The following is a 17,542-nucleotide window of genomic DNA, read 5'->3' as shown; positions in this document are numbered from 1 at the left end:
GGCCCTCCGGTACCTGCCCGGTCAGGTCGGGTCGAGTCCGTGGCTGCGCAGCCACGGCAGCGGGTCTATGGCGGCGCCGCCGGCCGGCCTCACCTCGAAGTGCAGGTGCGGTCCTGTCGAGTTGCCGGAGTTCCCGGAGTACGCGATCGGGTCGCCGGCCTTCACCGTCGTACCGGCGGCGACGCGGTACGACGAGAGGTGGCAGTACCACGTCTCCGTACCGTCCTTCGCCGTCACGATCATCATGTTGCCGTAGGCACTGTTCCACTTGGTGGAGACGACGCCGTCGGTCGCGGCCATCACCGTCGTGCCGTAGGAGACGGGGAAGTCGATGCCCGTGTGGACGGACATCCAGTTCACGCCGGCCTGGCCGAAGTAGGCGCTGAGCCCTTTCTGCGTGACCGGAAGGACGTACTTCGGGCGCAGCCGCTCCTTGCGGGCCGCCTCCGCCGCCGCCTTCTTCTTCTCGGACTCCTGCTGGGCCTTGAGGTCGATGCGTTCCTGCGTCCGGCTGGCCCGGTCGGCGAAGTCGTCGGCGCCCGCCGAGAGCGTCCGCAGCTGGGCGTCCAGCTTGCTGTTGGCGGCGGACGGCTTCACCGACTGCGCGTCGGAGGCCGATGCCGTGGTGTCCTTGCTGTCGCCGGTCAGGCTGTTGACGGAGGCGGCCGCGATCCCGGCGACCCCCATCACGCACACCGAGGGCACGGCGACGGTCAGCAGCGCGGACCGCTTGGGAGGCGTACGGCGACGGGAACGCGCCCCCGCGCGGGAGCCGGCGCGAGTCGCCGCGGGCGTGGCGGGGGCGGTCGGGGTGACCTCCTCCTGGTCCTCCAGCAGTGGCGTTACTGCAGGCAGTTCACCGGTCGCGGACAACTCCGCGTCGTCCGCGGAGTTGTCCGCGGACTCCGTGAACCCGTCGTGCCCGCCGTACTCCGCGTACTGCCCGTGGTCCGTCTGCTCCTCGAAGTCCCCGTACGGCTCGTGCGGTTGCGCATGCTCGGGCTCGTGCTCGGGGACGTGCGCCGGGGTGCCGTCGGAGTTCCACTGCGTGGCGTCGTACACGCCCGTGTCGAAGGCCTGGGTGCCCCACTCCCACTGCTGGGTCGCGCCGGCCATGCCCGACTGGTCGGGCTGCAGCCAGGCGTTCGCGTCCCACTGGCCGCTCGCGTCGGGGGCCGTACCCTGCGCCGGGACGGTCCACGCGGTGCTGTCGTAGGCGCCGGAGTCGTAGGCGGCGTGGTGCTGGGCCGCGTACGGGTCGTAGTTCGGGGTCTGGCCGCCGGCGGTCTGCCACTGCGTGGTGTCGTAGGCCCCGGTGGCCTGGCCTGCGCCGGGGAGGCTGCCGAAGAGCGGGTCGCCGTGGAAGGCGGCGCCGGCGGTGTGGTCGCCGTACGTGGTGAAGTCGCCGTACTGGGTTCCCTGGGTGCCGTACGACGCGTAGTGCGCCGGATCGGCGTCGGAAGCCGGGGCCGGGGTGGTCAGGGTCCCCGACGGGTGACGGTCGTTCACCAACTTCTCTTTCGCCTCGACAACAGGGGCTGCCAGAGCAGTGCGGCGACTGTACCCGGCGGTATACGGGCGCGACAATCTTCAACAGGTTTCGCTGTTCCGGGAAACGGGCATTCGGCCGTGTTTCGGGGGACGACGGGCACGGGTTTGGCTTTGTGTTCGAGGAATGTTCGAGGCGAGTGGGGGTCCCCGGCGGTCTCCGGGGCGCCCGGCAGGTCCCGGACGGGTGCTCCGGGGAGCCCTCAGGCCACCGTCAGACCGCCGGCGATCCGCTCCTCGGGGTGCGTCTCGTCGAGGGCCTGTCGTATACCGGTCGCGACCGCCGGATGGACGGGCAGGGCGAGGTGGCCGATCCCTGTCACCCGCACGTTCGTCGCCGTCAGGTCCGGGTGGTCGACGCGCGCTGTCTCCACCGGCTCCATCAGCGAGTCGAGGTCGCTCCAGAAGCTCACGAACCGGGTACGGCAGCCGGGCGCGGGCCGGGCCAGCTCCTCGATGACCGCCGAGCCGGGGCGCATCTGCCGCACGATCGGGTGCGCGTCCGCCAGCGGTGCCACCCGGGTGCCGGAGTGCGGGGTGCCGAGCGTCACCAGCGTGCGGACGCGCAGGTCACCGCCGAGGCGCTGGACGTAGTAGCGCGCGATCAGCCCGCCGAGGCTGTGCCCGACGATGTCGACCCGGTCGCTGCCGGTGCGCTCGCAGATCTCCTCGACGTGCCGGCCGAGCAGCTCGGCGGCGGTGCGGATGTCGCAGGTCAGCGGAGAGTAGTTGAGCGACTCGACGCGCTGCCCGCCGTGCTGGGCGAGAGTGCGGCGCAGCAGGACGAAGACCGAGCGGTTGTCGATGAAACCGTGCAGCAGCACGACCGGCGGGGCCGCCCGGACCGGCAGCCGGGCCGGGCCGTCGGGCTCCGCGGGCGGGGCCGGCGGGACGGCGGGGCGGCGCTCGGGGGTGAGGCCGGTCGGGTAGAGCAGCAGATGCCCGGCCAGGATCGCGGCCTCCAGGGCGGTCGACTTCAGCAGGGCCATCGACAGGCCGGCGAGTCTGGTCGGCAGGAAGCGGCGGCAGAACGGGAGAAAGGGCTCCAGTAGTACCTCGGTGACCTTCATCGGCCGACCTCCTGTCGGCACGCCGAGGACAGCTCCGTCCCCCGTGTGCCCTCATGGGGATGCCGGAGCGGAGGCTGCGGGGGTGGCAGAGTGCGACGACGCGCCGCGCCGCGCGCTCCTGCCGGTCCCGCGGACCACGCTGCGGCTCCCTGACGTGTCCCGCTGTGTGTGATTTCCCCCTCTGTAACCTCCGCGAAACTGCCGGTTGCGGGATGCTGGAGATAACGTTCGTTCACTTGAGGTGGGTGGCGGAACGCCCTGAATGTGCGGTACTTCTCGGTACGCAGGGATGTCGGCGTGTTCGTTTCGTGGTCATGGAGGCACTGATGGGTGTGGCAGCCGGTCCGATCCGCGTGGTGGTGGCCAAACCGGGGCTCGACGGCCACGACCGCGGGGCCAAGGTCATCGCGCGGGCGCTGCGCGACGGGGGCATGGAGGTCATCTACACCGGCCTCCACCAGACGCCGGAGCAGATCGTCGACACGGCCATCCAGGAGGACGCCGACGCCATCGGCCTCTCCATCCTCTCCGGCGCCCACAACACCCTGTTCGCCGCGGTCATCGACCTCCTCAAGCAGCGTGACGCCGAGGACATCCTCGTCTTCGGCGGCGGCATCATCCCCGAGGACGACATCGCCCCCCTCAAGGAGAAGGGCGTCGCGGCGATCTTCACGCCGGGGGCGACGACGGCGTCGATCGTGGAGTGGGTCCGGGAGAACGTGCGGCAGCCGACCGAGGCGTAGGCCGCGTTCGCGGGGGCCGACCTCCGACCTCGGGGGATGCGGTCGGGTGACGGCCGCGGGCCGGTGGTGGCCGGTCGCGCGGTTCCCCGCCCGCCTGTCGGGGCGCCCTCACCCGTCGAGTTCCGAGAGCATCTCCGCCCGTAGGCGCAGGGTCGTCACCAGGCGTTGGAACGCCTCTGCCCAGTAGCCGCCGGCTCCCGGGGAGGCGTCCTCGCGTTCGTCCGGTATCGCGAGGAGGGCGTCCAGGCGGCCGGCTTCCGCGGGGTCCAGGCAGCGCTCGGCGAGGCCCATCACCCCACTGAAGCTCCACGGGTAACTCCCCGCGTCCCGCGCGATGTTGAGGGCGTCCACCACGGACCGGCCGAGTGCCGCCGACCACGGCACGGCGCACACCCCGAGCAGCTGGAACGCCTCCGACAGGCCGTGTGCCGCGATGAAACCGGCCACCCAGCCGGCGCGCTCCTCGCCCCCGAGGGTGCCCAGCAGCTTGGCCCGCTCGGCCAGGGACACCGCGCCAGGACCGCCCGCCTCCGGTGCCCCCGGCACCCCGAGCAGCGCTCTCGCCCACTCGCCGTCCCGCTGCCGTACGGCGGCCCGGCACCAGGCCGCGTGCAGTTCGCCCTGCCAGCCGTCCGCCACCGCCAGCGCCACGATCTCCTGAGGGGTCCGGCCCCCGAGCCGGGCCGGCCAGGTGGAGAGCGGGGCCGCCTCGACCAACTGCCCCAGCCACCAGGACCGTTCGCCGCGTCCGGTCGGCGGTCTGGCCACGACGCCGTCGCGCTCCATCCCCGGGTCGCACTCCGGCGGTGCCTCCACCGCGATCACAGGGCCGTCCCCGGTGTGGTCGACCGCCACACACGCCCCGGCCCGCACCGCCATCCGGCCGGCGAGCGCCGAGCCGGGCAGCGCGGACAGCAGCTCGGCCGCGGTCGTCCGCACGTTGCGGCTGCGGTCCGACAGCGCCTGCTCCAGGAACGGCTCGTCCTCGGCGGCCAGGCCGGTGCGCAGCGAGTCGAGGAACATCAGCCGGTCCTCGGCCCGCTCCGTCGCCCAGGTCCCGGCCAGCAGCTCGCGTGCCGTCTGCGGCGCACGGGCCCGCACCGCGGCCAGCAGGGCGACCCGCTCGGCGAACAGCCCCTCCTGCCACAACTGCCGTATCCCGTCGGTGTCCTCGGGGCCGGGCAGCGTCGCGCCGCCGCCCGGGGCCGCGCGCAGGGCGAACCGCCAGTCCTGGTTGAGCCGGGCCAGCCACAGGGCGCGCGGTCCCGCGAAGGCCAGCGCGGCGGGCCGCAGGTCGGTACGGCCCCGGGCCGCGTCCAGCAGTGCGGGCAGCGCCTGCGGGGGCGCGGCGAACCCGCGCGCGTTGGCCGCGGCGAGCCACTGCGGCAGCAGCTCCATCAGATCGGGCGAGGTGCCCCGGCGGCCGCCGGCCGCGGTGCCGGGGCGGTCGGACAGCAGCATCGCCAGTCTGCGGGCCGCGGCGGCCGGCAGCGCGGGGCGGGGGTCCCCGGGGGCCGGTTCGGGGCGGCGCGCGGCCGGTGCCGGACACAGCCCGGCCCGCCGGCGTACGGTCGCCACGGCCGCCTCGTCCAGCAGGGCCACGGGAGCCTCGCGGCACGGTCCGCCGGTCGTCGGCGGGCGCCGGTCCGTGCCCAGGAGTGCCGTGGTGACGAGATCTTCCCAAGCGGTCACGGGGTTACCTTTCCGTGAGTGCCGTGAGTGCCGTGAGTGCCGTGAGTGCGGTGAGTGCCGTGAGTGCGGTGAGTGCCGCGATTTTCGCGAGTCGGCTGGGTGCGGGGTGGTGGTGTCGGGTCGGTTCGGGTGTGAGGGGCGGGCGGCCGGGTGCGGGTGCGCCGCGGCTGGTCGCGCGGTTCCTCCCCGAGCCTTCGGCCGGGGGGTACTCCCAGCACCCCCCGACGGCGGCTGCGCCACCCCGGACGCGACCGCCGCTCGCCGACGGCGGCTGCGCCGCGCGCCGGAGAGTGGCCGCGCCGGCCCTGGGCCGGTGGGAGTGCGACGCGGATCGGGACCGGCCGGGTCAGCACAGCGGCACCGCCTCCCCGGCCTCCTGCGGCCAGGCCGTCAGCGGGGTGAAGCCGCGGTGGCCGCATTCGCCGAAGACCGTGACCGGGGCGCCGCCCGAGAGCGCGACCAGCCGCCACAGCCCCGGACCGGTACGGGCGCCGGGCGTCAGGGGCAGCGCCGACTCGCCCTCGGCGTCGGCCAGTTGCCAGGAGTCGCCGTCCGGGACCGGAACGACCCGGTCGAGCGTCACCGGTACAGATTCCAGCCACGGGTCGTCGCGCAGTGCCTCCCCGTACCGGGCGGCCGCCTGTGCCGTCGGTACACCGGGCGGCCGGGCCGGCGAGGGCGCGGGGGCGGCGAACCGCTCGCCCAGCGCCGCCCGGTGCTGCCCCGCGCCCGGGTAGGCGGACAGCTCCGCGTCCAGGGCGAGGCCGACGGGCAGCGCCAGCTCGGGGGCGCGGCCCGCCGCACCGTAGGAGAGGAGCAGTGCCGTACGGCCCGAGTCGGCGCCGTGCAGCCAGATCCGGCGGGTCGTCAGCTTCGCGTCCGCGGTGTCGTACTGGGCGAGGACCAGCCAGCGGTCGCGTACCGGCGGGCCGTCCGCGGGGGCGTGCAGCCCCACGCGGGAGCGGACCGTGCCCGCGAGGCCCGCCGGGAGCCGGTCGCGGCGCAGCCAGCCCTGGTCGAGGAGGTGCAGCAGCGCGCACTCCTCGAGGAGCCGCACCGGCCAGCCCGGACCGGAGCCCGGTATCGCCCCCAACTCCCGCACCCGCGCGGCCAGTCCGGGAGCCTGGGCGTCGACCATGCGGGCCGCCGTCTCCTCCCACAGCCCGTACCCCGCCTGCTCGGCCGCGGCCAGGCCGCCGCGCAGCAGGTCGGACAGCCGCTGCTCCAGCTCCGTGGCGCCCGCCGTGACCCGCTCGGCCCGCTGTTCCGCCCGGCGCCGGGCCGCCTCCGGATCAGCGGCGGCCGCGGAACTCCCGCCGCCCGTCGCCCGTTTGTCCTCCGCGCGCCTGCGTCTGCCCGCGATCCACTGCTCGGCCCAGTCCGGCGGCTGCTGTGCCGCCGGCACCGAGTCGTCCCCGCCCGCCCAGAGCAGGAGCAGGCCGAGGGCGTGCTTGCAGGGGAACTTCCGGCTCGGGCAGCTGCACTTGTAGGCGGGCCCCGCCGGATCGGCGACGTCCACGATCGTCTGGTAGGGCTTGCTGCCGCTGCCCTTGCACAGTCCCCATACCGTCCCCTCCTCGCCGCTCCCGGCCCCGGACCACGGCCCCGCCGCTCCGAGCCGGCTTCCCGCTTTGCGTGACGTGGCGTCAGGCGCCAGGGCCAGCACCTGGTCCGCACTCCAGCGCACCCCCTGCTGAGTCATGCCATCGAAGGTAGATCCCGCCACTGACAATCGCCCCGGCGAGGGTGTCTGTGCAGGTCAGAGCGATTGTCAGTGGCGTGGTGCACGGTGGACACCAGATCCGAACCGGCCGAGCTGGAGGGGGCCTCAGCCATGACTGTGTCCGTGGAACCGACCGACCCGACGACCGTCGAGGGCGCGCTTCGACCGCACGCCGAGCACGCCTTCGCCGCCGAACTGGCGGCGCTGGCCGGGCAGGACGACCGGCCGCGCCCGGCCCGCTGGAGGCTGTCCCCGTGGGCGGTGGCCACGTACCTGCTCGGCGGCACGCTGCCGGACGGCACGGTGATCACACCGAAGTACGTGGGCCCGCGCCGCATCGTCGAGGTCGCCGTCACCACCCTCGCCACCGACCGCGCCCTGCTCCTGCTCGGCGTGCCCGGCACCGCCAAGACCTGGGTCTCCGAGCACCTGGCCGCCGCCGTCAGCGGCGACTCGACCCTGCTCGTGCAGGGCACGGCCGGCACCCCGGAGGAGGCGATCCGCTACGGCTGGAACTACGCGCAGCTGCTCGCCCACGGCCCCAGCCGGGACGCCCTCGTGCCCAGCCCCGTCATGCGGGCCATGGCGGAGGGCATGACGGCGAGGGTCGAGGAGCTCACCCGGATCCCCGCCGACGTGCAGGACACGCTGATCACGATCCTGTCCGAGAAGACCCTGCCCATCCCCGAGCTGGGCCAGGAGGTGCAGGCGGTCCGCGGCTTCAACCTGATCGCCACCGCCAACGACCGCGACCGGGGGGTCAACGAGCTCTCCAGCGCCCTGCGCCGCCGCTTCAACACCGTGGTGCTGCCCCTGCCCGAGAGCCCGGACGCCGAGGTCGACATCGTCGCGCGCCGGGTCGACCAGCTCGGCCGCTCCCTGGACCTGCCGGCCGTGCCCGACGGCATCGAGGAGATCCGCCGCGTCGTCACCGTCTTCCGCGAGCTGCGCGACGGCGTGACCACCGACGGCCGCACCAGGATCAAGTCGCCGAGCGGCACGCTCTCGACGGCCGAGGCGATCTCCGTCGTCACCGGCGGTCTCGCCCTGGCGGCCCACTTCGGGGACGGCGTGCTGCGGGCCGGTGACGTCGCGGCCGGCATCCTCGGGGCCGTCGTCCGCGACCCGGCCGCCGACCGGGTCGTCTGGCAGGAATACCTGGAGACGGTGGTCCGTGAGCGGGACGGCTGGAAGGACTTCTACCGCGCCTGCCGCGAGGTGAGCGCGTGAGCGACGACACGGCGTGGCGGCGGGCGCCCGGCCCCGGGCCGCTGCTGCTGGGGGTACGGCACCACGGGCCCGGCTCCGCGCGGGCGGTGCGGGCCGCGCTGGACGCCGCCCGGCCGCGGGCGGTGCTGATCGAGGGGCCGCCCGAGGCCGACACGCTGGTCCCGCTGGCCGCCGATTCGCAGATGCGGCCACCGGTCGCGCTCCTCGCGCACGCCGTGGACGAGCCCGGCCGCTCGGCGTTCTGGCCGCTGGCCGACTTCAGCCCCGAGTGGGTGGCGCTCCGCTGGGCCCTGCAGCACGGAGTCCCGGCCCGCTTCTTCGACCTGCCGGCCACGCACACCCTGGCGTGGCAGCGGCCGGAGGAGCCGGGCGCACCGGACGACGGATCCGACGGCGGGCGGCAGCAGGTCCGGGTCGACCCCCTCGGCGCGCTCGCCGAGGCCGCCGGCTACGACGATCCCGAGCGCTGGTGGGAGGACGTGGTCGAGCACCGGGGCGGGGCCGGGGAGCGGGACGTGTTCGCGCCGTTCGCCGCGGTGGCCGAGGCGATGGCGGCGCTGCGCGAGACGTACGGGGACGGCGGCCGCGACCGGGATCCGGTGCGGGAGGCCCACATGCGGCTCCGGCTGCGCGCCGCACAGCGGGAGTTCGGGGAGCAGGTCGCGGTGGTGTGCGGGGCGTGGCACGTGCCGGCGCTGCGCGCGAAGACCACCGTCGCCGCCGACCGGGAACTGCTGAAGGGGCTGCCCAGGGTCAAGGCGGACCTGACCTGGGTGCCGTGGACGAACCGCCGGCTGGCCCGGGCGAGCGGCTACGGCGCGGGCATCGACTCGCCGGGCTGGTACGGGCATCTGTTCCGCGCCCCGGACCGGCCGGTGGAGCGGTGGCTCACCAAGGTGGCCGGACTGCTCCGCGAGGAGGACCGGATCGTCTCCACGGCCCACGTCATCGAGGCCGTGCGGCTGGCCGAGACACTCGCCGCGATGCGTGGCCGCCCGCTGCCCGGACTCGGCGAGACGACCGACGCGGTGCGGGCCGTGCTCTGCGAGGGTTCGGACGTCCCGCTGGCGCTGGTACACGACCGGCTGGTGGTCGGGGACGTGCTGGGGGAGGTGCCGGAGGCTGCGCCCGCGGTGCCGCTGCAGCGGGACCTGGCCCGCGAGCAGCGCCGGCTCAGGCTCAAGCCGGAGGCGGTGGAGCGGGAGCTGGAGCTCGACCTGCGCAAGGAGACCGACGCCGGGCGCAGCCGGCTGCTGCACCGGCTGCGGCTGCTCGGCGTCGGGTGGGGCGAGCCGGTGCGGTCGCGGGGGAGCACGGGCACGTTCCGGGAGACCTGGCGGCTGCGCTGGGAGCCGGAACTGTCGGTGCGGGTGGCCGAGGCGGGCGTGTGGGGGGCGACCGTCGAGGGCGCGGCGACGGCCAGGGCCGAGGCCGACGCGGTGCAGGCGGGCGACCTCGCCGATGTCACCGGGCTCGCCGAGCACTGCCTGCTCGCCGGGCTGCCGGACGCGCTGCCGGTGGTGATGCGGGCGCTCGCCGACCGGGCCGCGCTGGACACCGACGTGGGCCGGCTCGCCCAGGCCCTGCCCGCACTGGTCCGTTCCCTGCGCTACGGCGACGTCCGGGGTACCGACACCCGGGCCCTCGCCGAGGTCGCGGCGGGTCTCGCCGAGCGGGTCTTCGTCGGGCTTCCGCCGGCCTGCGCCGCCCTCGACCCGGATGCCGCCGACGAGATGCGCGGCCACGTGGACGCGGTGCACACGGCGGTGGGACTGCTCGGGGAGACGGCGGCGCAGGCCGGTCCCGGCCACTCGGACCTCCGCCTGCGCTGGCGGGCCGTGCTGCGCACGCTCTCCGGCCGCGACACCGTGCCCGGGGTGCTGCGCGGGCGGGCCGTGCGGATACTGCTCGACGAGGGGGAGTTGGAGCCGCAGGAGGCGGCCCGGCTGATGGGCCTGGTGCTCTCGCCGGGAACCCCGCCGGCGGACGCGGCCGCCTGGATCGAGGGGTTCGTCGGCGGCAGCGGCGGGGGCGGGATGCTGCTGGTGCACGACGAGCGGCTGCTCGGCCTCGTCGACGCGTGGCTGACCGGAGTGCCGGCGGAGGCGTTCACGGACGTGCTGCCGCTGCTGCGCCGGACGTTCTCGGTGTACGAGCCGGGGGTGCGCCGGACGATCGGCGAACTGGTGCGCCGCGGCCCGGGTGAGCGGCTCCGCGGGGCGGGACGGGCCGGCGGGACACCGGGGTTCGGTGCCGAGCCGGACACCGGGCGCGCCGACGCCGTGCTGCCGGTGCTGCGCCTGCTGCTCGGCCTCGACGAAGAGGGAGCGGCGACGGGATCGGACAACGACCTTGTGGGGGCGGGGAGATGACCACGGACGCGACGGACGCGGGCACCGGGACCGACACCGGCAGCGGGACCGGGACCGGGACCGGCATCGACACCGGCAGCGGGACCGACACCGGCATTGGCACCGGCAGCGGGACCGCTGATCCCGCGCGGGAGCGGCTGCGGCGGTGGCGCCTGGTGCTCGGCGGCGAGGCCGCCGACGGGACCGGGTGCGCGCTGTCGGGGCGGGACGCGGCGATGGACGGGACGCTGGCCGCGCTCTACGGGAAGGGGGACAGACCGCAGTCGGGGCGGGAGCGTTCGGCGGGGCTGGGGGCGTCGGCGCCGTCGGTGGCGCGCTGGCTCGGGGACATCCGGACCTACTTCCCGTCGTCCGTCGTGCAGGTCATGCAGCGTGACGCCATCGACCGGCTCGGGCTGGCCGCGCTGCTGCTCGAACCGGAGATGCTGGAGGCGGTGGAGGCGGACGTGCACCTGGTCGGCACGCTGCTCTCGCTGAACAAGGCGATGCCGGAGACGACGAAGGAGACGGCCCGGGCGGTGGTGCGGAAGGTCGTCGAGGACCTGGAGAGGCGACTGGCCACCCGCACCCGGGCCACCCTCACCGGCGCCCTCGACCGCAGCGCCCGCGTCAGCCGCCCGCGCCACCACGACATCGACTGGAACCGCACCATCGCGGCCAACCTCGGGAACTACCTGCCCGAGTACCGGACGGTGGTACCGGAGCGGCTGGTCGGGTACGGGCGGGCGTCACAGTCGGTGAAGAAGGAGGTGGTGCTCTGCATCGACCAGTCCGGGTCGATGGCTGCCTCGGTGGTGTACGCCTCGGTGTTCGGGGCGGTCCTCGCGTCCATGCGGTCGATCGACACCCGGCTCGTCGTCTTCGACACCGCGGTGGTCGATCTCACGGACCAGCTGGACGACCCGGTGGACGTCCTGTTCGGCACCCAGCTCGGTGGCGGGACGGACATCAACCGGGCCCTGGCGTACTGCCAGTCGCAGATCACCCGGCCCGCGGAGACCGTCGTCGTCCTCATCAGCGATCTCTACGAGGGCGGGATACGGAACGAGATGCTGAAGCGGGTCGCGGCGATGAAGGCGTCGGGGGTGCAGTTCGTGACGCTGCTCGCGCTGTCGGACGAGGGCGCGCCGGCGTACGACCGCGAGCACGCGGCGGCGCTCGCGGCGCTGGGGGCACCGGCGTTCGCGTGCACGCCCGACCTCTTCCCCGAGGTGATGGCGGCGGCGATCGAGAAGCGGCCGATCCCGGTGCCGGACACCGTGTGACGCCCGGCCCGAAGGGTGACTTGTCGACTCGGCGAGGTCCGGCACCGGGCGTCAAAACGGACATGAGTACCCATCGGTAACGGGGGGCTTGCGCAACCTCGGGAGTGCCGTGCAAGGATCGAAGTCTCCACTGGTCTTTCACCGGCCTTCACGCCGTTGGCCCCTTCTGCTCTGTTCCGCCGCACGGGAGGAACCTCCCCGTCTTGACCTCGCCAGCAGTTCTGCCCGGTGCCGCGGTGCGCGTGTTGCGCACGGCGCCGGGACGGCGTGCGCTGCAACTGGCGCTGCTGGTCGGCGGACTGCTCGCGCTCGGCCTCCTCTGCGGGCAGCGGGCACACGCGGCCGAGGGGGTGCCGTCGAACCCGTCGCCGGCGTCGTCGCCGACGTCTGCGGTGACATCTGCCGTGACGTCCGCGGTGACGTCGGCGGTGACGTCGGCCGTGCCCCAGAAGCTCCCGCCGCGGGACGTGGTGACGCCGCGTCGGGAGCCCGGGGCGGCGCGACGGCCCGTCGTCAAGGCCGTGCCGATCGCGGACGGCGTGGGTGAGGTCGTCCGGTCCGTGACCGGCACGGTGACCTCCACGGTGAGCTCCACCGTGACCGGCACCGTGACCTCTCCCGTCGTCTCGGCTCCCGTCGTCTCGGCCCTGACCGGGACACTCACCGACACGCTCACCGAGACAGTGCGGCAGGTGACGGAGCTGCCCGCCGTGCCGGTGGTGCAGGTGCCGGAGCTTCCCGTCGTCTCCGACCCGCCCGCCGGGTCGCAGACGGCACCGGTGACCCCGGCGCCCGGCACCACGCAGGCGCAGCCGCGGACACCGGTCACGCCCGTCGACCGGCACGGGAAGCCCGGTACGGAAGCGGCGGCGGCGCCCGCTGCCGCGTCGTACGGCCCGCGCAACACCGCCGACGTGACCTTCGCGTCCGGCAGGGACCCGCACACCGACGGCCATCGTGCCGAGCGCGTCGACCACGCCGCCGGCGCTCCCGCCCACCCGGCGCCCGCCGGAGACCCGGACGGTGCACTGGGCAAGGCCGCGGTGGACGCCGCCGCCTCCCGGCACGCTGACGAACACGCCGTGACCTTCGCCGACCGCGCGCCGCTGGGGCTCGTGCCCGCCGCCGCCGGGCGTACCGACGCGGCCGGGACCCGGGACAGGTACCGGGACATCCCCCTCTTCCCCGGCTAGGACCGGCGACCACCCTCCCCGCACCGACCTTCCGCGCGGGGGCGGAACAGGTCCGCCCGTCCGCCCGGACCCCCGCGGAGATCCCCCTTCGGACTCCGTGAGCACGCCTCGGCACCCCTGCCGACGCCCCGGGCGGCGATGTCCCCAGCCGTACTTCCGGCCCCACCGGAAGCTCTCCCGGCTCCGTACGCGCGTGGAAGACGTGCCGGAGCCCCGAAGGACTGACACACGCATGAACGAGTACATCGGCCGTTCCATGGTCATAGCCGCCGGCGGGAGCTGGGCGGGGGCGTTCGGCCGGCCCGCGGCGGCCGGCGCCGAGGAATCGCCCGCCGTACCGGGCCGGGCGGCCCGGATCCGTGGTGCCGAGGCGATCCAGGGCGCCCGGGCGGCCCGCGCCGCGACGGCCACGGCCAGGGCGCAGGCCACCGCCCGGGCGCACGCCCAGGCCCTGCGGAACCGCGCCGCGACCATGCTCGCGGACACCACCCCCGGCCACTTCGCCTCGCCCTTCCCCGCGGCGGGCACTCCCGTGAGCCCGGAGGCCGGCCACCGGGCGTAGGCCCGCGCGACCGGCTCTCCACGACTCCGTGGGCGGCCCGGCGCGGACGGCCGAACGCCGTCGGTCCGTCCGGCCGCAACCCCACGGTTCGGGGCGGCCCACCCCCTGGGACGGGGTGCGGCCGCCCGGCCCGAGGACCGGAAGTCCTCGGGACCTGAGGCCTCACCGGGCCAACCCCAGCCCGGTGAGGCCTCGCCCTTCGCACGCGGGGCGGCACGCCGTGCCACCGAAACCCCGGATACCCGGCATCATGTGACAGGTATCACCGCTCAGGTGTGACTCCCGATTTAGAGACCCCCAGCGAGCGGCGATAATCTGCGAGACGGACATGCCGCGCGCTCGGACACCGTGTGCGCACCCCTTGTGACACATTGCGGACGTCACGTTGCCCTTCGCGGCACGCCCACGCATCCAACGAACCGCGAGATCACTGATAGGGACGGAAGCGCGTGGACCTGTTCGAGTACCAGGCGAGGGACCTCTTCGCCAAGCACGATGTACCGGTGCTGGCCGGTGAAGTCATCGACACGCCTGAGGCGGCGCGCGCGATCACCGAGCGGCTGGGCGGCAAGTCCGTCGTCAAGGCGCAGGTGAAGGTCGGTGGCCGCGGCAAGGCCGGTGGCGTCAAGCTGGCCGCCTCCGCGGACGAGGCCGTCGCCCGGGCGACGGACATCCTCGGCATGGACATCAAGGGCCACACGGTCCACAAGGTGATGATCGCCGAGACGGCCCCGGAGATCCTCGAGGAGTACTACGTCTCCTTCCTCCTCGACCGTGCCAACCGCACCTTCCTCTCCATCGCCTCCGTCGAGGGCGGCATGGAGATCGAGGAGGTGGCGGCCACCCGCCCCGAGGCCGTCGCCCAGACCCCGATCAACCCGATCGACGGTGTGGACCTGGCCAAGGCCAAGGAGATCGTCGCCGCGGCGAAGTTCCCGGCCGAGGTCGCCGACAAGGTCGCCGACGTCCTGGTCACGCTGTGGGACACCTTCATCAAGGAGGACGCCCTCCTCGTCGAGGTCAACCCGCTCGCGAAGGTCGCCTCCGGTGACGTCATCGCCCTCGACGGCAAGGTGTCGCTGGACGACAACGCCGAGTTCCGCCACGCGGACTGGGAGGAGCTCCACGACAAGGCCGCGGCCAACCCGCTGGAGGCCGCCGCCAAGGAGAAGAACCTCAACTACGTCAAGCTCGACGGCGAGGTCGGCATCATCGGCAACGGCGCGGGTCTCGTCATGAGCACCCTGGACGTCGTCGCGTACGCCGGTGAGAACCACGGTGGCGTCAAGCCCGCCAACTTCCTGGACATCGGCGGCGGTGCCTCCGCCCAGGTCATGGCGAACGGCCTGGAGATCATCCTGGGCGACCCCGACGTCAAGTCGGTCTTCGTCAACGTCTTCGGTGGCATCACCGCCTGCGACGAGGTCGCCAACGGCATCGTGCAGGCCCTGAAGCTCCTGGAGGACCGCGGCGAGGACGTCTCCAAGCCGCTCGTCGTCCGCCTCGACGGCAACAACGCCGAGCTGGGCCGCAAGATCCTCACCGACGCCAACCACCCGCTGGTGCAGCGCGTCGACACCATGGACGGCGCCGCCGACAAGGCCGCCGAGCTGGCAAACGCCGCCAAGTAAGCACTCAGGACGAGGACACAACACACCATGGCTATCTGGCTCAACAAGGACAGCAAGGTCATCGTCCAGGGCATGACCGGCGCCACTGGCATGAAGCACACCAAGCTCATGCTCGCCGACGGCACCAACGTCGTGGGCGGCGTGAACCCGCGCAAGGCGGGGCAGTCCGTGGACTTCGACGGCACCGAGGTACCGGTCTTCGGTACGGTCGCCGAGGCCATCGAGAAGACCGGCGCCGACGTCTCCGTCATCTTCGTGCCGGAGAAGTTCACCAAGGACGCGGTCGTCGAGGCCATCGACGCGGAGATCCCGCTGGCCGTCGTGATCACCGAGGGCATCGCCGTGCACGACTCGGCGTCGTTCTGGGCGTACGCCGGCAAGAAGGGCAACAAGACCCGGATCATCGGCCCGAACTGCCCCGGCATCATCACCGTCGGCCAGTCCAACGTCGGCATCATCCCGGGCGACATCACCAAGCCGGGCCGCATCGGCCTGGTCTCGAAGTCCGGCACGCTGACGTACCAGATGATGTACGAGCTCCGTGACATCGGCTTCTCGACCGCCGTCGGCATCGGTGGCGACCCGATCATCGGCACCACGCACATCGACGCGCTCGCCGCGTTCGAGGCCGACCCCGACACCGACCTGATCGTCATGATCGGTGAGATCGGTGGCGACGCCGAGGAGCGGGCCGCGGACTTCATCGCGAAGAACGTGACCAAGCCGGTCGTCGGCTACGTCGCGGGCTTCACCGCGCCGGAGGGCAAGACCATGGGGCACGCCGGCGCCATCGTCTCCGGCTCGTCGGGCACCGCCCAGGCGAAGAAGGAGGCCCTGGAGGCCGCGGGCGTCAAGGTCGGCAAGACCCCGACCGAGACGGCGAAGCTGGCGCGCGAGATCCTCGCCGGCTGAGCAGCCGCGTGACTGTACGCCGGTAGGCCCGTTCCCCGGGGTGGGGGCGGGCCTGCCGGCGTTTGCGCCGGCCACGCCGGGTGGGCGCGGTCGGATGAAGGAAGCGGCCGGACAGCGCCCCGAAAGGGGCGCGGGGAACTGCGCGACCAGCCCCCACCCGCCCGCACCGGAACCCACTACCTCGCCGACGGCACCAGTCTCTCCGGTCCCTTCCCGGGGGCCGTGTGCAGCTTCGCCTGCAACGCCCGCTCGCCCGCCGACAACGGGCCCATCCCGACCTCCGCCGGCACCCCGCTGATCGCCTGTGCCGGCCCGACCGGCGCCTCGTAGTGCGTCGGCGCCGTCCGCAGCGTGAGGGTCGTCGCCGCGACGATCGTCGCCGTGAAGGCGAGCGCGGACCGGGTCCAGAATCGGGTCCGCCGTTCGGCGTACGTCCGCACGGTGGGCGGCTGGGCCGCCCGCAGCCGCTCCGTGGAGGCCAGTTCGGCCAGCCGCCGGTGCAGCGCGGCGGGGTCGGCGAGTTCCGGCACCTGGCGGGCGACCAGCCGCCGCGCCCGGGTCAGCCGGCCGGCCGCCGCCGGCGTACTCGCCTCCGTCTCCGCCGCGGTCTCCGGCAGGTCGAGGCCGATGCCGTCGTACAGCAGCAGCGTGCGCCGGTACGTCGGCGGCAGCTTCAGCAGCGCCTCCAGGAGGGCGCGGTCGGCCGCGTCGGCCGGCGGCTCCTCGGGGTGGCGGTAGCGCAGCCGGAACCGGTGCCAGGGGGAGAGCGCACACTCGTGCGCCACCGCCCGTACCCAGCCGGCCGGATCCCGGTCGCGGGCCACCTGTGGCCAGTTCTGCCAGGCCAGTTGGAAGGCCCGCTCGACGGCCTCCTGCGCCAGCTCCCGGCGGCCGGTGAGCAGGTAGGCCTGCCGTACCAGGGCCGGGGCGCAGAACGCGTAGAGCGCGTCGAAGGCCTGAGCGGGCGTCAGAGCGGCGGACGGTCCGGCCTCGTGGGCACGGGCAGGGCTCTGCGTCATCGGGCGCACCTCCCTTCGAAAAAGCACATAAACATATATTGAGCGACACTTCGGCTGTTCATCGGTTACGACGGAAAAGCGCGTGTCGTTGGGAGCATGGCGGTCGTGATTCGGATGACCGCCCGCCTACCGTCGTTGCCCTCCCGCCGACGCTCGTCGCCGCCGCTGCTCAGCCGGGTGCGCGACCGTTCCCCGGGACTGGGCGCCAGCCTGGTGGCGGGCGCGCTCGCGGCCGGACTCGGACTCGGTTCCTTCGCCGTGCTGGCGATCGCGCTGTGGGTCAGCTCGCCGTACCCCGACAGCGGTCCGGGCGGCGCGCTGCACGTCGCGGCCGCGCTGTGGCTGCTCGCCCACGGCGTCGAACTGGTCCGTACCGACACGCTGTCCGGAGTGCCTGCTCCGGTCGGGGTGACGCCGTTGCTGCTGGTCCTGGTGCCGGCGCTGCTGCTGCACCGGGCGGCGCGCTACGCGGTGGACGCGCCGGACGGCGACGACCCCGACGCCCCGCCGCCGGTCCGCGCCCGAACGGCCTGGGTCGGGGTCGTCGCCGGGGTCCGCGGCGTGGGGGGCGGCGCCCCCCGG

Annotated in this window: 14 protein-coding genes; 9 read left to right on the top strand and 5 right to left on the bottom strand. The window is 74.1% G+C overall.

Features of this window, described 5'->3' with window-relative positions; genetic code table 11:
* Positions 1–21 precede the first annotated feature (21 nt).
* Both AB0472_RS32835 and AB0472_RS32830 read right to left on the bottom strand, forming a co-directional pair.
* The gene (locus tag AB0472_RS32835; protein WP_366361849.1) at positions 22–1,509 is read right to left on the bottom strand and encodes a M23 family metallopeptidase; all 1,488 of its coding nucleotides are present in this window, start codon (positions 1,507–1,509) and stop codon (positions 22–24) included.
* Positions 1,510–1,751: 242 nt separating this feature from the next.
* Entirely contained in the window at positions 1,752–2,618 is an 867-nt protein-coding gene (locus AB0472_RS32830) for an alpha/beta fold hydrolase (protein WP_366361847.1), read from the bottom strand.
* Positions 2,619–2,944: 326 nt separating this feature from the next.
* Here AB0472_RS32830 and AB0472_RS32825 point away from each other — a divergent pair, with 326 nt between their 5' ends.
* Positions 2,945–3,361: a cobalamin B12-binding domain-containing protein gene (locus AB0472_RS32825; protein WP_366361846.1), complete on the top strand. Its 417-nt coding sequence runs from the start codon at positions 2,945–2,947 to the stop codon at positions 3,359–3,361.
* Positions 3,362–3,469: 108 nt separating this feature from the next.
* Here the strand turns inward: AB0472_RS32825 and AB0472_RS32820 are convergent, their stop codons facing one another.
* Positions 3,470–5,053, bottom strand: coding sequence for a DUF5691 domain-containing protein (locus AB0472_RS32820; RefSeq protein WP_366361844.1), 1,584 nt, complete (start codon positions 5,051–5,053; stop codon positions 3,470–3,472).
* Between the two features lie 346 nt (positions 5,054–5,399).
* Positions 5,400–6,755: an SWIM zinc finger family protein gene (locus AB0472_RS32815; RefSeq protein ID WP_366361843.1), complete on the bottom strand. Its 1,356-nt coding sequence runs from the start codon at positions 6,753–6,755 to the stop codon at positions 5,400–5,402.
* Positions 6,756–6,887: 132 nt separating this feature from the next.
* On the opposite strand from AB0472_RS32815, the gene AB0472_RS32810 reads away from it, so the two are divergent.
* The 7 genes from AB0472_RS32810 (at position 6,888) to sucD (ending at position 15,941) form a co-directional block, all read left to right on the top strand.
* The gene (locus AB0472_RS32810; RefSeq protein ID WP_366361842.1) at positions 6,888–8,006 is read left to right on the top strand and encodes an AAA family ATPase; all 1,119 of its coding nucleotides are present in this window, start codon (positions 6,888–6,890) and stop codon (positions 8,004–8,006) included.
* Positions 8,003–10,378, top strand: a complete 2,376-nt coding sequence (locus tag AB0472_RS32805) for a DUF5682 family protein (RefSeq protein ID WP_366361840.1) — start codon at positions 8,003–8,005, stop codon at positions 10,376–10,378. Before AB0472_RS32810 ends, AB0472_RS32805 begins: the two co-directional genes overlap by 4 nt.
* Entirely contained in the window at positions 10,375–11,643 is a 1,269-nt protein-coding gene (locus tag AB0472_RS32800; RefSeq protein WP_366361838.1) for a VWA domain-containing protein, read from the top strand. The genes AB0472_RS32805 and AB0472_RS32800 overlap by 4 nt, the downstream gene beginning before the upstream one ends.
* Before the next feature lie 203 nt (positions 11,644–11,846).
* The gene (locus tag AB0472_RS32795; protein ID WP_366361836.1) at positions 11,847–12,836 is read left to right on the top strand and encodes a hypothetical protein; all 990 of its coding nucleotides are present in this window, start codon (positions 11,847–11,849) and stop codon (positions 12,834–12,836) included.
* Positions 12,837–13,068: 232 nt separating this feature from the next.
* On the top strand, positions 13,069–13,398 hold the full coding sequence (locus AB0472_RS32790) for a hypothetical protein (protein ID WP_366361835.1): 330 nt from the start codon (positions 13,069–13,071) through the stop codon (positions 13,396–13,398).
* A 449-nt stretch (positions 13,399–13,847) separates the two neighbouring features.
* A complete protein-coding gene (gene sucC, locus AB0472_RS32785) occupies positions 13,848–15,029 on the top strand; it encodes an ADP-forming succinate--CoA ligase subunit beta (protein ID WP_366361834.1) in 1,182 nt (393 codons plus the stop codon).
* Between the two features lie 27 nt (positions 15,030–15,056).
* Positions 15,057–15,941, top strand: a complete 885-nt coding sequence (gene sucD, locus AB0472_RS32780) for a succinate--CoA ligase subunit alpha (RefSeq protein WP_366361832.1) — start codon at positions 15,057–15,059, stop codon at positions 15,939–15,941.
* 176 nt (positions 15,942–16,117) lie between these two features.
* On the opposite strand, the gene AB0472_RS32775 is transcribed toward sucD, so the two are convergent.
* On the bottom strand, positions 16,118–16,960 hold the full coding sequence (locus tag AB0472_RS32775; RefSeq protein ID WP_366361830.1) for a sigma factor-like helix-turn-helix DNA-binding protein: 843 nt from the start codon (positions 16,958–16,960) through the stop codon (positions 16,118–16,120).
* Positions 16,961–17,056: 96 nt separating this feature from the next.
* Between AB0472_RS32775 and AB0472_RS32770 the strand changes: the two genes are divergently transcribed.
* A partial coding sequence (locus AB0472_RS32770) for a DUF6350 family protein (protein WP_366361828.1) occupies positions 17,057–17,542 on the top strand: 486 nt, incomplete at its 3' end.

It is taken from the genome of Streptomyces sp. NPDC086777 (assembly GCF_040702065.1).
Classification (GTDB): domain Bacteria; phylum Actinomycetota; class Actinomycetes; order Streptomycetales; family Streptomycetaceae; genus Streptomyces.
Note: the sequence above shows the minus strand (reverse complement) of the source record. Positions and strands in the feature narration are given on the sequence as shown.